This window comes from Paraglaciecola mesophila KMM 241, from assembly GCF_000315015.1.
Taxonomy (GTDB): Bacteria; Pseudomonadota; Gammaproteobacteria; order Enterobacterales; family Alteromonadaceae; genus Paraglaciecola; species Paraglaciecola mesophila.
In genome coordinates this window covers 1-15321 of record NZ_BAEP01000049.1, presented here as the reverse complement: position 1 = coordinate 15321, position 15321 = coordinate 1, and the positions used below count along the sequence as shown (strand labels likewise).

At 43.7% G+C, this 15321-nt stretch carries 12 protein-coding genes; 6 read left to right on the top strand and 6 right to left on the bottom strand.

Annotated features, from left to right (window positions below; all coding sequences use genetic code 11):
- Positions 1–4: 4 nt before the first annotated feature.
- The 3 genes from GMES_RS11330 to corA form a co-directional block, all read right to left on the bottom strand.
- Entirely contained in the window at positions 5–394 is a 390-nt protein-coding gene (locus tag GMES_RS11330) for a F0F1 ATP synthase subunit epsilon (RefSeq protein WP_006992827.1), read from the bottom strand.
- Positions 384–1997, bottom strand: a complete 1614-nt coding sequence (gene atpD, locus GMES_RS11325; RefSeq protein WP_039987281.1) for a F0F1 ATP synthase subunit beta — start codon at positions 1995–1997, stop codon at positions 384–386. Before atpD ends, GMES_RS11330 begins: the two co-directional genes overlap by 11 nt.
- Before the next feature lie 196 nt (positions 1998–2193).
- Positions 2194–3261: a magnesium/cobalt transporter CorA gene (gene corA, locus GMES_RS11320; RefSeq protein WP_006992825.1), complete on the bottom strand. Its 1068-nt coding sequence runs from the start codon at positions 3259–3261 to the stop codon at positions 2194–2196.
- Positions 3262–3390: 129 nt separating this feature from the next.
- Here corA and GMES_RS11315 point away from each other — a divergent pair, with 129 nt between their 5' ends.
- From GMES_RS11315 to GMES_RS11305, 3 genes are all read left to right on the top strand, one after another.
- A complete protein-coding gene (locus GMES_RS11315; protein WP_006992824.1) occupies positions 3391–4386 on the top strand; it encodes a D-cysteine desulfhydrase family protein in 996 nt (331 codons plus the stop codon).
- Positions 4387–4743: 357 nt separating this feature from the next.
- A complete protein-coding gene (locus GMES_RS11310; protein ID WP_006992822.1) occupies positions 4744–6789 on the top strand; it encodes a putative bifunctional diguanylate cyclase/phosphodiesterase in 2046 nt (681 codons plus the stop codon).
- A gap of 292 nt (positions 6790–7081) precedes the next feature.
- Positions 7082–9133 (top strand): GAF domain-containing hybrid sensor histidine kinase/response regulator, encoded by a 2052-nt coding sequence (locus GMES_RS11305; protein WP_039987276.1) that lies wholly within the window; start codon positions 7082–7084, stop codon positions 9131–9133.
- Between the two features lie 110 nt (positions 9134–9243).
- On the opposite strand, the gene GMES_RS11300 is transcribed toward GMES_RS11305, so the two are convergent.
- Entirely contained in the window at positions 9244–10410 is a 1167-nt protein-coding gene (locus GMES_RS11300) for an endo-1,4-beta-xylanase (RefSeq protein WP_006992820.1), read from the bottom strand.
- A 158-nt stretch (positions 10411–10568) separates the two neighbouring features.
- On the bottom strand, positions 10569–11468 hold the full coding sequence (locus tag GMES_RS11295; protein ID WP_039987273.1) for a LysR family transcriptional regulator: 900 nt from the start codon (positions 11466–11468) through the stop codon (positions 10569–10571).
- Positions 11469–11630: 162 nt separating this feature from the next.
- On the opposite strand from GMES_RS11295, the gene GMES_RS11290 reads away from it, so the two are divergent.
- From GMES_RS11290 to GMES_RS11280, 3 genes are all read left to right on the top strand, one after another.
- A complete protein-coding gene (locus GMES_RS11290; RefSeq protein ID WP_006992818.1) occupies positions 11631–12131 on the top strand; it encodes a lactoylglutathione lyase family protein in 501 nt (166 codons plus the stop codon).
- A 441-nt stretch (positions 12132–12572) separates the two neighbouring features.
- On the top strand, positions 12573–12830 hold the full coding sequence (locus GMES_RS11285) for a hypothetical protein (RefSeq protein ID WP_006992817.1): 258 nt from the start codon (positions 12573–12575) through the stop codon (positions 12828–12830).
- Positions 12831–12966: 136 nt separating this feature from the next.
- Entirely contained in the window at positions 12967–13650 is a 684-nt protein-coding gene (locus tag GMES_RS11280; RefSeq protein ID WP_006992816.1) for a DUF4386 family protein, read from the top strand.
- 648 nt (positions 13651–14298) lie between these two features.
- Here the strand turns inward: GMES_RS11280 and GMES_RS11270 are convergent.
- Positions 14299–15282 (bottom strand): hypothetical protein, encoded by a 984-nt coding sequence (locus tag GMES_RS11270; protein ID WP_006992814.1) that lies wholly within the window; start codon positions 15280–15282, stop codon positions 14299–14301.
- Positions 15283–15321: the final 39 nt, after the last annotated feature.

The following is a 15321-nucleotide window of genomic DNA, read 5'->3' as shown; positions in this document are numbered from 1 at the left end:
CGATTTAGTGCCTCGACAATGCTGAAAACTGTTTCAAAAAGCCGCTTTCTAGTTTCGCCAAGACACTGCGTAGCGCTTGTTGTTCTTGATCCAGCGCTAGAAATTCTTGCTTTACGGCTTGTTGCAATTCTTGCAATGAACTGCCCCGAATGGCGCGGCGTACCGAAACCATGACTTGGTCACCCGTCTTAACTAGAATGCCTTGGTCAATAGCAATGAACTGAGACTGCTGGGAACCTTGTTGGTAGGTCAAAATACCAGGAACTAATGGGCTAATGCAGTCTAGGCGTTGAGGAAGAATGCCATGGCTGCCCGAGGGCGTTTCTATCACCAGATTTGTCACGTCGCTGAGCGTAGCGAACACCTGATAGGGCAGTAAAATGTTAACGTCCATTTTGGGTCTGCTCCAGTGACTCGTTTTGCGCACCTTGCTTAGAAAGGTTGGGCTTAGAAATGTCGGGTTTAGAGATGCTGGGTGCAGAGTTGTCCGGTTCAGAGTTGTCCGGTTCAGAGTTTTCCGGGTCAGGGCTGTTACTCTCATTACCACTGCCCTTAGGGCTGTTTTTCTCAGTAGCGCTATGTTTGGGTTTGATGGCTTCATCTATTTCGCCAATCATGTACAGCGCGCTTTCTGGATAATCGTCAAACTCACCCTGTAAAATACGCTCACAACCCGTAAGTGCTTGTTCAAGGGAGACAAACTTACCTTTCATACTGGTAAATTGCTCAGTGGTAAAAAAGGGTTGGGTAAAAAAACGTTCTAATCGCCTTGCTCTGGACACAACATCGCGGTCTTTTTTGGATAGTTGCTCAAGGCCTAACATGGCAATAATGTCTTTTAGTTCATTGTACTGAGCGAGAATTTGCTTCACTTGCCGGGCCACATCGTAGTGTCTTTGCCCGACGACCGTGGGCGTGGCCAGTTTCGAGCTAGATTGCAATGGATCCACCGAAGGATAAAACCCTTCACTTGCGCGTTTACGTGATAGCACCAAGGTGGCTGATAGGTGAGAGAAAGTGTGCACTGCGGCAGGGTCTGTAAAGTCATCAGCGGGGACATACACCGCCTGAATTGAAGTGACCGCGCCATCTTCAGTGTTGGCAATCCGTTCTTCTAATTCAGCCAATTCAGTGCCTAATGTAGGCTGATAACCCATGCGGGATGGCATTTGTCCCATTAAGCCGGATACTTCTGAGCCCGCTTGGATAAAGCGAAAGATATTGTCTATCAGCAGCAGAACGTCTTTTTTCTCATCATCGCGAAAATATTCAGCCATGGTAAGCGCTGCGTGGCCTATGCGAAAACGACTGCCTGGCGGTTCGTTCATTTGGCCAAATAGCATGACCATATTGTCGAGCACGCCAGCCTCTTTCATCTCGCGGTACAGTTCTTCTCCCTCGCGGCATCGCTCGCCGATACCACAAAAAATACTCACGCCTTGTTGATGACTGACCATGTTGTGGATCATTTCACTCAGTAGCACGGTTTTACCAACACCTGCGCCGCCAAATAAACCCGCTTTGCCGCCTCGCTCAAGTGGACATAACACATCAACAATTTTAATGCCGGTTTCAAATATTTGTAATTGACTGGATATTTTAGTCAGGGCAGGGGGAGCTTGGTGAACACTGCGCCACTTGCCATCGTGTTGATAGCTATGACCGTCAATAGGGGCGCCAAACACATTGAACATGCGAGACAAAGTAGAAGGGCCGACTGGCACTTTAAGAGGCCCGCCTGAATCTTCAACTAGCATGCCCCGCGCTAAGCCTTGGGTCGCCGTTAAGGCAATGGTGCGAATTTTTTGTGCCGATAATTGGGCGACAACTTCCAACACCACACTTTTGTTTTGGGCATAAATAACGTTGTGAATTGCCGGTATATGCTGTTCAAATATCAGATCAACGATACTTCCCCGTACAGCGGCCACAATGCCTGTATTCTGGGCGGGATTGAGTTGATGTTGCGCAGTTACCGATGTGCTCGCACTCGACATGAATTAAGTCAACTTATGGATCTCACCTTGTAGGTATTATGCAATAGGCTCAGAAAAGCATATTGACTCGCATCAACTTTAGGATTGAATTAAAAAGATTTTTCTCTTTCGAAGGAAAACATTTATGTTGAGCATCATAATTAGACCACAGCTAAATAACAGTCATACCGTCGCTTTCCCGCATTAAGCCCTATGATTAAATCCACTTGTGTTTTTTGAAGAATAAAAGCATGCCCACAATCATGAAAATCATGACCGCCCATACGCCAAGATAACCATAAGGGGCGTAGAGTTCAGGCATATTGAGTGGGCCTGCATCACGACTGAAATTCATGCCATAAATACCCACTACAAAGGTAGGGGGAATAAACAAGGTGGCGATGATCGTTAGCACTCTCATTACATCATTGAGTTTTAAGCTGACCACGCTCATGTAGAGCTCCATAAGGCCATTGGCCATTTCGTGGTAGGTTTCAGTCAATTCAAGAATAGAAATACTGTGGTCGTAACAATCGCGCAAAAATAGCTTAGTGTCGGATTCAATTAACTCTGACGTGTCGTCGCGAAGTAGGGTATTTAGCATTTCTCGGTGAGGCCAAATTTGTCGTCTTAACAGCAACACCTCACGGCGTAACAGGTGGATTTTTTGCAGTATGTCTTTGTCATGGTTTTCAAGGAGTAGCTCCTCGGTGGCATCAATACGATCGGCATATTGTTCTAGCACTGGAAATCCCCAATCGATAACCGTATCGATTAAACTATAAAACAGAAAATCAATGTGGCGTTTACGCAACCGAGAGGTGGGCAGTTTTAAGCGATTATTGATGGTGGTAAAGGGATTGAATTTACCCCCACAAAATGAAACAACCGTATTCTTCATCAAAAATAGACTGATTTGCTGCAAACTAACGCCTAGCTCTGTTTGTACTGGCAGGGTCAAGATCATGAAAATTTGTTCTTCTTGGATATCGATTTTGGGCCGTTGACCAAGGTTCGACACGTCTTCGATGAAGAGTTCATGAATACCGAAGTCTTTGGCTAATTGGGTGAAAGTGTCTTTATCAGGATCGCCTTGAACATGTACCCAGGTCTCATTGTTACTATCCAAAAAAGTGGCGCATTGTTCTGCAGTCGCATTTAGTTTTTCTACACACTGGCTAGCGTTAAAATCAAATAGAGAGAGCGTTAGTTCACCCTTTTTCTCATCGTGAATAACACCAGGCTGTGTACCTGGTTGACTGTACTGCTTGCGAAATAACTTCATTTCAATCCTTGGATTACGTATGCACTTGAGTGTATTGATTAAGCTCAATATATAATGAAAAATTGCAGTGGTGTTAACACAGGACCAAAAAAGTTGTAACGTTTATTCTCCTTTCGAACTTGGTTAATCATGATGAAAAACGTTGCGCATATTCCACGGGTAACTATCTCCCACAACCCAACAGCCCTTGAAAATTTGCCTAGATTATCTGAAAAAGTAGGATGCAAGGTGTATATCAAACGGGATGATTGCACCGGACTTGCTGGTGGCGGCAATAAAACCCGCAAACTAGAGTATTTAATCGCCGATGCTCAGCAACACGGGGCTGACACTCTGGTTACCGTGGGAGGCTTACAATCAAATCATGCACGACAAACTGCCGCTGCGGCCGCTAAATTTGGCTTAGGTTGTGAGCTTGTGCTTGAAGATGTTAAGGGCACGCCTAAAGCGGATTATTATCAAAACGGAAATGTGTTATTGGACACTCTACTTGGTGCCAATATTCATCACATAAGCCTAGAACAAGAGGTTGAAGCGTATACCAGTGCATTGCTTGCAAAACTAAAAGCCCAGGGACGCAAGCCGTATTTTATTCCTATGGGGGGGTCGAATGTGATGGGCAGTTTAGGCTATGTGCGCTGTGCCAATGAAATATTACAGCAATTGGCAGAAGAAGATCTTCATATCGATCAAATTGTGCTTGCTACGGGGAGTGCTGGCACCCAAGCAGGCTTGCTTGCAGGGCTGATTGCTGCTAACTCAAACATCTCAGTACTGGGGGTAGCAGTGAGTCGCTCGAAGGAAGCGCAAGAGCAATTAGTTGAAAAGTTGCTTAGAGAAACTTTAACTTTTTTAGACATTGATCCCAATCTGGCGAAAGGCAAAGTGGTGGCAAATGGCGACTATTTTGGCGAAGGTTACGGTATGACCACGCCAGCAATGGTGCAGGCTGTGAAGCGCTGCGCCGAGCTAGAAGGGGTGTTGTTAGATCCCGTTTATACAGGCAAGGCAATGGCTGGCTTTATGAATTTGTGCGCCACAGGTGAGATTGCAACAAATAGTCATCAGCTATTTATACACACAGGGGGCAGTCAGGGGCTTTTTGCCTACCGAGAGGCTTTTTAATGTGCTCAATTTTTAGTGCAGGTAGGCGGTTACTCATTGCTCATTTCTGAGATTCAGTATAGGGTTTATTTTTGCACCGCATAAAACGATATGCTGGTTAGTGAGCGGGACTAGGCGTACAGATCCGAGCGAATCGATCCAAGTGCACCAGAACAGGGAGTGGGATATGCTTTAGGTTGACATCTTTCACGTTCGGTTATAGCTCAGTAATACCCGGGTATTGCGCTAGAACAGCGTTGCCTGACATCGTTAAGGTGTCAAAGGGTCCGCGCCCAATTTGGGTGGTATACATGGCTGAAATCTTACGCATATATTTGTGTTTGGTTTTACTTTTAATGATCAATCGAATAATAAAATATGACTCTAGGCGTTTTTCGAGACTTTAAATCTCAGGCCATCATTGCTTTTATAATGTGTTCGTTACTGGCATTAACTGCCCACCGTTTGGGCTTAATGAACGTTTCACTTGATTTACTTTCTCCAGAAACGCTGGTGGCCATCGAGCATCAACATGAAGGTGGCATGCGCAGCGAGCTATATGTTGGCGATCATTTGGTCAGCATCGACTGCGAACTTTCTGATACCAGTACTTACTCCCTTTGTTTGTTAAAACTTAAATACAGTCCGGAAGAACATTTCTATCAAGGACTCAACCTTTCAAATTATCAATCTGTTGAAATAGTCGCCACATTAAAAAGTCCCTCAGGCAAAGAAAACATTAAACTTTATTTTAGAAACAATAATCCTGCTTATTCATTAGCACACATAGTTACTAGCGATAAATTTAACACCATAGAATTCGAACTGGGAGAAGAAAACACCATCTTGAGTGTGCCGAGTAAAGCACTTTTCGTTGCCCAGTGGTGGAAAAGAGAAAGAGGTATAGGGTATGGGCAATCTCATGTCGACATCTCAAACATCGTTTCTATTGAGCTGGTTATTGATGAAGCGAAGGAGGTTGGTGACTATGTCTTAACGTTGCACAGTTTGAGCATGTCAGGGGAAGCGATAACAGAGCCTGAGCTACTCAGATTGATTTTATTACTGCTTTTTTTGACCATAGTGCTGCTGACCATCAGGCAGAAAAATAACCTTAAAAAAATATCGAGTACCGATCCGCTCACCGGTTTGTTGAATCGACGAGGAATGATTTTAAAAGTAAGAAAAGAATTCAAAAATATTGTTGAGCACCATGCAATAAGCTTATTTTACTTTGACGTGGACGACTTTAAAAAGATAAACGATACCTACGGGCATCCCATCGGCGATGAGCTTCTGATCGCAATCTGCCAAAAGGTTAAAGCGATATTAAAAGAAATGGACTTTGAGCGACGCTGCGCTTTTGCAAGGTTAGCGGGAGACGAATTTATTTTGACCATTACTGACTGCAATAAGGATAAAGCGGTTCAAGTCAGTCGTAGAATCGGTCAGGTATTGATTGACCCAATCCCTGTCAGTAGTTGTGAAGTTAAGGTAGGGGTTAGCCTTGGGTTAGCATATTCCAGCGATAAAAATGTCTCCTTTAAAGAGTTGCTGTCGCAAGCAGACTCGGCAATGCGCTGTGCCAAAGAGCAAGGAAAAGGGCGATTTAAGGTATTTGATGACAGCCTCGCTTCAGCGATTTTTCTTAAAAAATCCATTGCTGAAAATTTAAAAAATGCGCTGATCAACCATGAATTCTCACTCAGGTTTATGCCTATATTTAGCTGTTCGGATTTAAAACCCAACCGCGTAGAGGTGCTTATACGCTGTGACTCAGACGCCATGCAAGGGGTCACACCAGACGTGTTCATTCCTATTGCGGAAGAATTCGGCATTATTCAAAATATTGACGTATGGGTGGTAGAGACCACCTTCGCTACCATGCAAACGCATTTTATTACGCATAGTCGTCCTTGCCCTGTTTTTTGCATTAACATTTCTGCCATTGAGTTACTCAACAGCAGTTTTCCAAAACAGTTGAGAACACTAATGCAAAAGTACCAAATACCCTCTGAGTCTGTTGAGTTAGAAATCACCGAAACCAGTTTGATTGAAGCCGGCGAAACGAGTTTAAGAATATTAAAAGAGCTTAAAAAGCTGGGGGTTAAACTCGCATTAGATGATTTTGGCACAGGCTACACAGCTTTTAATCAACTACTGGCGTACCCAGTGGATTGCTTGAAAATAGATCGTACTTTCGTGGCTGATATCGACAGCGAGCACGCCTCACATTTGCCTATGGTGAACGCGATCATGTCGATAGCCCAGTCATACAATTTAGTCACGGTGGGGGAAGGTGTCGAAACGCAAGGGCAGTTAGACTACTTACGTTCAGTATCCTGTAATTATGTTCAAGGCTACTTTCTCGCAAAACCGCTTCTACTTGATGATTATCTTTTGCTGCTAAACGAATACTCCTAAGGTGTTTAAGTGTGCTTGTTAGCGCTACAAGAGATAAAGGCTCAACAAGATACATGAAGTTCATATAACGCATTTATACTATGAAAGGCAGTTGAGCTAGGTTAATTGGCTGCTACAAGATGGATAATCGGTAAAAATAGGCGAATGCAATACGGACACGAAGCGGGTTTTAGTAAAGCCTCAACTTTGCTAATGAACAGTGACAGGATATAGTCGCATTACACGTGCCCTTCCACCAAGGATGTTGTTTTAGGGATTGAGAAGCGTACTTTAATAACTGAGAGAAATTGCGTTGCAGAATTTACAAAAACTGTATGAAATAACATCAGATAGTGCCTTGTCATACTCCCAGAAAATGGTTGCACTTTTACAATTAGGCGTTGATTACTTTCAGTTAGAATTGGGCATTATTAGCCACATTGAAGGCGAGCTTTACACCGTTTCATATGCTATTTCACCTGCAAATGATTTACTTAGTGGCACGACATTTAATTTAGGTGATACCTACTGCGTACATACTTTAGCTACAAATCAAGCTCTGTCTTTTTATCACGCAGGTCAAAGTCATATTGCTCAGCATCCTTGCTACCTTAATCTGGGCCTGGAGAGTTATATCGGTGCGCCAATTGTGGTTGAAGGTAAACGTTTCGGCACGATAAATTTTTCAGCGAGTGCCCCACGCAATCAGCCTTTTAGCACGGAAGAACTGAGTTTTATCGAGCTGCTTTCTCATTGGGTTGGCAATGAAATAGCTCGCCACGAGAAATTGACGCTGTTGAAAGAACAGCAAAAATTAATGGCGCGCCAGCAAGATATATTGGAGCAAATGGGGCAAGTTGCTGGAGTAGGGGCGTGGGAGCTTGATCTTACCGACGGTAAGCTTTATTGGTCCTCGGTGATGAAAGACATTCATGAGGTAGAGCAAGATTTCATACCGGATTTAGTCAACGGATTGAATTTTTATAAAGAAGGAGAGAATCAAACTCGTATAACTGAATGCGTCAGACGCCTTATGGCCCATGGCGGTAACTTTTCAGGCGAGTTTGAAATTATCACCCAGAAAGGAACACCGAAGTGGGCGGCCGTTAAAGGCAAAGCTGAGCTAGACGAGGGGAAATGTGTCAGATTGGTGGGGGCGTTTCAAGATATCACCGAGCAAGTCAATTCCCGCGAGCAACTTGAGCACAGGCACAAAGAGCTGTCATTGGCGCTCGAAGCCCGCAGTTTATTTTTAGCCAATATGAGCCATGAAATTCGTACGCCTATTAACGGGGTATTGGGCATGTTGCAAATATTAGAATCCTCTTCTTTAGATACTGAACAAACGCGGTTTTTGGGCTTAGCCAAAGACAGCGCCACGTCTTTGCTTGGGATCATTAATGACATCTTAGATTTTACCAAAATTGACTCTGGTAAGTTGGCGCTTGAAACCGTACCAATCGACCTGAATCAGGTTCTCGATAATTGTGTTGATATCTTTAACCCACGCGCAAAAGAGAAATCAATACAGTTGGTTAAACAACTCGAAAATACCCAAGGCGCTAGTATCATTACTGATCCAACAAGGCTACGGCAAATTTGCGCTAATTTGTTGTCAAATGCGCTTAAGTTTACCCATCAAGGGCAGGTGAGCATTACGACGAACCTGACGCTGCAGAAAAAAGGCATGGCTACATTGACTATTGCCGTAAAAGACACCGGGGTAGGCCTGACACAAGAGCAGCAAGCGCTGTTATTCTCACCTTTTAACCAAGCTGATGTGTCTACCACGCGCAAATTCGGTGGCACCGGATTGGGCTTATCTATTACACGCAAGCTTTGTCAATTGATGTCGGGGGATGTTAGCGTTAAAAGCGTACTGAACAAAGGCAGTGTGTTTTCGGCGCAAATTGAAGTGGGTATTATGGCTAAAAGTGCGCATTCTGCTGAGCCTGAAATGGCTGTATCCCAAACTAAAGACCTGAGCAATCTACATGTGTTGGTGGTTGAAGACAACGAAATCAACCAGGTGGTGATAGGTGAAATGTTGAAACAACGACAGATAACCTATGACATCGTTAATGATGGCCTTGAAGCGCTGGCCATTCTCGAAGTCGAAAAAAGTAGTATGAACCCATACACTTTAATTTTGATGGATTGCCAGATGCCAAATATGGATGGTTACCAAACTACCCAGCATATTCGGCAATTGTCGTCTAATGTAGCGAGCATTCCCATTATCGCGCTGACCGCGAATGCACTTTCTGAAGAGCGGGAGAAATGCTTTGCCAGTGGCATGAACGAATATCTTTCTAAGCCTGTTGACCAAGCAAACCTGTACACCATGCTTGAAAAATTTATCTAGGGAGTCACGGCCCTGCATCGCTTCAATGCAGGGCCTAGCCCATAAAAATATCAATAATTTAAGCTATCAAGCGCGAGCAAGGTTGCTGCATTGCACTGAGCAAGTAACTGTTATCGAACGGGCGTAGTCATTAACGTGTGATAGGCGGGCTTGGGTTGATTCTTGCGGTCAAACAACAGTGGGTAATCGGTTCGCCCGCGCATTGGCCAGTCGTTACGCCAACTATTGGCATCATTCACCCCCCAAAAAGTGACGCGAGATATGCTAGCTTGATGCTTTGAAAACACTGAAAATATCTCCTTATACCGAACGCTCAATGCATCGTGTTGCGCTTTTGGTAGCCCATTAGGGTAGGGGTTTAAGGCTTTTTGCAAGGCTAAATCTTGGCTGATATCCGCCCCTTGTTCTGCCTCGCTGGGAAAGGGTAGAACGGATACATCTAGCTCGGTGATCATGGATTCAATCCCCAAGGAAGCAAACAGCGTTAACGCATCGTCTAATTCATTCAATGCAGGGTGCGTTAACGAATAATGTCCTTGTAAGCCGACACCGTGAACAGGGACGCCTTTGTTCTGAAGCGACTTAATTAAGCGCGCGGCGCCAGCACTTTTCTCTGGTTTATATAAGTTGTAATCGTTGTAATACAATTCAGCATCTGGATCTGCTGCGTGGGCATAGGTAAAGGCTTTCTCAATGAAGTCATCACCAATAATCTGCCGCCACTTAGAATCCCGCAGGCTACCATCTTCATTGAGCGCTTCGTTAACCACGTCCCACCCTTTAATTTTGCCTTTGTAGCGGCTAACAACGGTTTGAATGTGCTCTTCCATTCGAGCTAACAACGCAGCTCTCGTTAACGGCTTACCTTGTGCATCTTCAAATACCCACTCCGGTGTTTGGCTGTGCCAAACCAGCGTGTGCCCGACGGTGAACATATTATTGGCTAAGCCGTAATCTACGTACTCATCGGACAGGCTGAAATCATAGGTATCAGGCTTTGGGTGAATGCGCTCCCACTTCAATTCGTTTTCAGGGGTAATCGTCTTAAATTGGGCGATGATTAAGGCATCAGTGTCTTGTTCGGTGCGCTTAGCTTGCTGTGCGTTAATAGCACTGCCCACTAAAAATTGGGTGCTGAAATAGGCTTTCAGGCTTTTTGTTAGGCTCACAGCCTCATTTTTAAGGCTCATGGCTGTCTCTTTTGAGCTCATGGCTGTAGCTGCCTGGCTCATGCTCGATATCGCCACTAACGTGAGTGCCATCAAGCAAGGTTTCATCGTTAACACCTTAGAATTCAACACGCTGAGCTTTGATATCAATTCTTTCCACGGACGCTGTCTTACTACGCACTGTCTTGACATAACGGTTCCTGTTATTAACTTGTTAATTTTAACATGATGCCGTTAGGCGAGCATTCTGACGATTATGTTTTTTGCTATACATCAGGCTTTATTTGTTGCTTATCCTTAAGCAATAACTTTATTTGCTGTGCGATAAAGCGCGCTCGTTTACTTTGCACAACATGAGTATGACGGCATAAATACAATGTCTCGTTTACGGGGGCAGTTAAACTGTGAATTCGTATGCGCTCTTGAGCATGAAAGGCCCGCGCAGCATAAAGGGGTAGCACGCTGAAGCCAAACCCGCGGCTGACAGGTTCGAGTATTAAACTAATTTGGTTAGAAAAGCCCTTTTCTTGAAATTGAGACGGGTGCTCGAACTGGCTAAAGTTGGCTTGTAACAGTGCTTGGCAATGTTGATGGCCGTCAGGATGACCTATATAGCCTAAGCGCTGCAACGTATGCCAGGTGAGGGTTTCTGTCTCATTTGAGGTGACTAAAACCAGTGTTTCTTGGGCAATTGCTTCGGTGATAACGTCAGCTGAGGTGCTTGGTTGTGTCATCACACCCAAATCAAATAGCCGCAGCCCAATATCCCGCTCGATGCTTTTATTCGGTGAGAAAGCGTGGCTGATGTGCAGGGCGGGGTGCTGAGCCTGAATATCCAATAAAAAAGGGTAAACGGTCAAGCCCACACTGCCAGGTGTTGCAACACGCACTTGTCCAAGATAGGGCTCATCTTGCTTCACATTTTGTTCAAGTAGCACCGCTGCTTGCAACAATTTAAGCCCATCTGCATGCAGGCGCATGCCTGCATCGGTTAAGGTAAATGACTTGCCCTCGCGGATCAGCAGTGCAGTGGCCAATTGTTCTTCCAATTTTTTAATTTGTTGGCTTACCCCTGACTGCGTCATAAATAGCGCTTCCGCCGTTTTTGTGAAGTGCCCGAGATCCGCCAGAGTGCAGAAGGTCTTTAACCAAACAGGATTTATCATTACAAAATGTACTTATTTAAATTTCAAATCATAATTTTTCATACTTTAACATGGAGAGTACAGTAGCGTCACTTGATTGATAAGCCATCAATTAAAACGCGGCGACTAAGGCATTAATGCTTCCGCCGGATTGAATTAACATCATTTCCTAGGAGTAATACTATGACCACCCCATATCCTCGTACATTTTCACACATTGGTATTTCAGTGCCAGATGTCGAAAAAGCAGTTGAGTTTTACACCAAGGTTCTTGGTTGGTACTTGATTATGAAACCCACTGTTATCGTAGAAGATGACAGTCCAATAGGTGAAATGTGTACCGATGTATTCGGTGCTGACTGGAAAAAATTTAAAATCGCGCATTTGTCCACAGGTGACAGAATCGGCGTTGAAATCTTCGAGTTTGCTAATCAACAAGACCCAGCAGATAACTTTGAATATTGGAAAACAGGCGTGTTCCATTTCTGCGTTCAAGATCCAAACCTTGAAGAATTAGCAGAAGCCATTGTTGCAGCAGGCGGTAAAAAGCGTATGGAAAAACCCCGCTATTACTACCCGGGTGAGAAGCCTTATCGCATGATCTACATGGAAGACCCGTTCGGCAATATATTAGAGATCTACAGCCACAGCTACGAATTAACCTACGCGGCGGGCGCATACTAACAGCGGTCAAATTAACGCAGGCACCGACTAACGCGGGTGCCTGCTTAATGGAATAAGTCTTAACACAATCTGCCAGCTCTTTACGTAAAGCGGAAGTTGGCACTAGAAAAATTGACTGACGTCAATGAACGATCAGGAGTCCCTCGACTGATTCTACCCTTCTGCATTCACTAAAATAGCTGACTAAAATATTTTTGATTATTTAGGCGTAAATCCCCTGTTTGGATATACAAGTTAAAGGGCTTTCCCATATATTCAAGAAAACGACCCAATCGCTCGTTTTTGTTCTTATCATTTTATCCAGATCGCCAGTTTTCCTTTATGTAGCAATATGATAGTTAGTTTGGTAATAATAGCGGAAGTATAAAAGTGAGCGATGCGTCGGCAGAAAAACGCGCAAATCGCGCTATATTAAATTGTTAGCTGCCAAAGGATATAAAGATGGAATTTTTAAGCCCTATTCAACTATTAATTTTAGTTTTGATAGTTGCCGCCTTAGTCGTACAAATTATTGCCTTTAAAAAAGGTAAATTTGTAGAAGTCGATTACTCATCAAATCAAAGGTTATCAATTGCAATCTCTGTCGCAGCTCCATTGATTTTTTGGGCTGTGTTCACTACTCACTATTTTCTCATAGCTTTTGGCATTGCTATAGGTGCGGCTTGCTACCAACGAAAAAAATGGTACAAATTCAAATAATGTCAGCTAACAAAAAAATTAAGTCACTCACTCCGTTCGCTGGGACGCATACATGCGGGGCGGCTTCGCCATTATGCCCCACATGCCTGCGCCCCTTATTTAAAAGTTAGCAATACAACAAACGGGGTTTCGCCAAATGAAGGGTCTACAAAAACTAGCTGGTATCGCAGCAATTTTCCAAGGGCTTATTTACATAGCAGCCTTTGTGTATTTTGGTGCTTTTTGGTCATATCCGGTTGATGGTAGTCCAGTCGAAAAAATGACTTACATGGCAGAAAATCAACTTCTATTTTCAATGATCTATTTTCTAATGTACGTGGTGTTTGGCGTTTTTCTGGCCATACTCGTTATTGGTATGTATGAGAGGCTTAAACATAAAATTAATCCCTTAATTACTATTGGATCTCTATTCGGGGGCATTTGGGTCGGTCTGGTGATTGCAAGTGGAATGATTTCGAACATCGGGCTTGATCATGCAATCGATCTGATGGATGCAAATCCAGAAAAAGCCCTTGATATGTGGATAATCGTTTCAGTGATAACAGAAAGTATAGGTGGTGGAAATGAATTAGTTGGCGGACTTTGGGTTCTATTGATTAGCGTAGCAGCTATACAAGAGGGCAGATTACCCCGGTCACTTAACTATCTCGGATATTTTGTAGGCATAGCGGGCATTGCAACGATTTATCCTGACAAACTATTTACTGAAATATTTGGCGTATCACAAATTGTTTGGTTTATTTGGTTGGGTATATGTTTACTAACCGAGGAAAATGCTAACAAATCAATCCAGCAGACCGCTAACGCGTCGGCTGATTGAGGCGTTAGCTTTACAGGGAGGTGATCATCAATATTAAGCGCATTACTCTTATTTTTAGCTTTTTGGTTTTGGCATACTTGCTAAGCACATACATGCACATTCGAGACATAAATAAATTTTGTGTTCAAAATAGTGTTGGCGTTCCATTTGAGGAATTAGCCCAAGAAGTAAATTCATTCATTCTCACGGAATCCCAATTCCACAAAGGCTACGTAGACGAGGACATTTGGGTAGAGTCAGAACTCGAATTTACCAGCTATTTGACCACCAAATTCTTCTCATGCAGTATAAAATTAAACTACCACGTGGAAAATTCTGAAGATATTGTAACTAGTGGGCATTTGATTGTTGAAGAAATCGGTTTTAAATGGCTAAAAATAAGCTTCATGTAAAGCTAACAAGGCATTGAATCGGACTAAATAAAGTGGGCCAAGTACTAACAAAGACAGCCATCTTTAGAATCGTATAAAAAACTATTCTGCTTAGGGGAAAATACCCGCTCAATAAGCGTCAAAGTGCTTTTGATCTGAGTGATTGAGAATGATTACCGGAATATTGAGCATTGACGGAGAAAACGCAGCGCAAGTTCAATTTTCAGGCAGGGGAGTAGGCTACAATATATGCATTAGATGTGTTAGATGTAATGTTTTATACGCGCTTTAACAACGCTTTCGCTTTGGTCATTCCTCGCAGACGTTGATGATGGGTGTGGCGCTTGAACGCATTCATCATTTGCTCCGCACCTGCGGCGTAGCAGAAGTGTTTTTCAAACTCAGTAGTCAAGGTTAACCATTGAGCAGAATCTAAGCCGAGTCGTTCTAAAATTGGGCTTTGAGTGTTATCGATATAACCGGCCTTATCATCACGAATACAGCGGCCAGTGGTATCGACCAGCTCAATATAGTCTTTCAGTGAGTAGGGAATACCTTTGGGCATATTCTCACAAGAATTTCCCACAAAGAATGTTAAAACGCTCGGTTGAGGTTGTTTGTTTTTAGCGGCGTGAATGCGTTTTTTGATACTGGTGTGCGTTGATGTTTCTGGTGTTTTTTCTATTTTTGCACGAATGGGATTCAAGTCCACATAGGCCATACACGCTAGCACTGCACTTTCATCTAATAACGCTTGGGACTTGAACCTCCCTTCCCAGAAACGGCCAGTGCAGCCGTCTTCTTTATTGGCTTCGCGAGCAATATACTCATTCAAGTCACGCATAAACCAGCTTATGTCGTACAAACGTTGCCGATAGGTTTCAACGGTTTCATCAAAGGTGAGTAGCTCTCCTTGGCTCAGCGTATCGCCATTCATGAATTTCTGAGTCAGCAATGTGCCTCTGTGCAGCTTGTGATAGCGCCTCAACACTTCATCGCTATCCCAATTATCAGCCAAGGCTTTATCCACACAAAGCACCACGTGCGTGTGATTATTCATAACCGCATAAGCACAAATGTCGATGGCAAATACTGTAGACAAAAACAATAAACGTTCTTCTACCCAACCACGGCGATGCTCGTAGCTCTGGCCAGAATATTTATCTACTCCGCATAAGAAAGACTGACGCACGCAGCGGGAAGCACAATGGTAATAGGGTGTATCGATTAAACTAATTTGGCTTTTTCGAGGTTGAGGCATAATCCATCTACCTGACAGAATGAAACACAAACTAAGTGT

Excerpts from the sequence above, each read along its gene's own strand:
- GMES_RS11330 (WP_006992827.1), bottom strand. The coding sequence starts at position 394 with ATGGACGTTAACATTTTACTGCCCTATCAGGTGTTCGCTACGCTCAGC.
- atpD (WP_039987281.1), bottom strand. The coding sequence starts at position 1,997 with ATGTCGAGTGCGAGCACATCGGTAACTGCGCAACATCAACTCAATCCC.
- corA (WP_006992825.1), bottom strand. The coding sequence starts at position 3,261 with ATGAAGTTATTTCGCAAGCAGTACAGTCAACCAGGTACACAGCCTGGT.
- GMES_RS11315 (WP_006992824.1), top strand. The coding sequence starts at position 3,391 with ATGATGAAAAACGTTGCGCATATTCCACGGGTAACTATCTCCCACAAC.
- GMES_RS11310 (WP_006992822.1), top strand. The coding sequence starts at position 4,744 with ATGACTCTAGGCGTTTTTCGAGACTTTAAATCTCAGGCCATCATTGCT.
- GMES_RS11300 (WP_006992820.1), bottom strand. The coding sequence starts at position 10,410 with ATGAAACCTTGCTTGATGGCACTCACGTTAGTGGCGATATCGAGCATG.
- GMES_RS11295 (WP_039987273.1), bottom strand. The coding sequence starts at position 11,468 with ATGATAAATCCTGTTTGGTTAAAGACCTTCTGCACTCTGGCGGATCTC.
- GMES_RS11290 (WP_006992818.1), top strand. The coding sequence starts at position 11,631 with ATGACCACCCCATATCCTCGTACATTTTCACACATTGGTATTTCAGTG.
- GMES_RS11285 (WP_006992817.1), top strand. The coding sequence starts at position 12,573 with ATGGAATTTTTAAGCCCTATTCAACTATTAATTTTAGTTTTGATAGTT.
- GMES_RS11280 (WP_006992816.1), top strand. The coding sequence starts at position 12,967 with ATGAAGGGTCTACAAAAACTAGCTGGTATCGCAGCAATTTTCCAAGGG.
- GMES_RS11270 (WP_006992814.1), bottom strand. The coding sequence starts at position 15,282 with ATGCCTCAACCTCGAAAAAGCCAAATTAGTTTAATCGATACACCCTAT.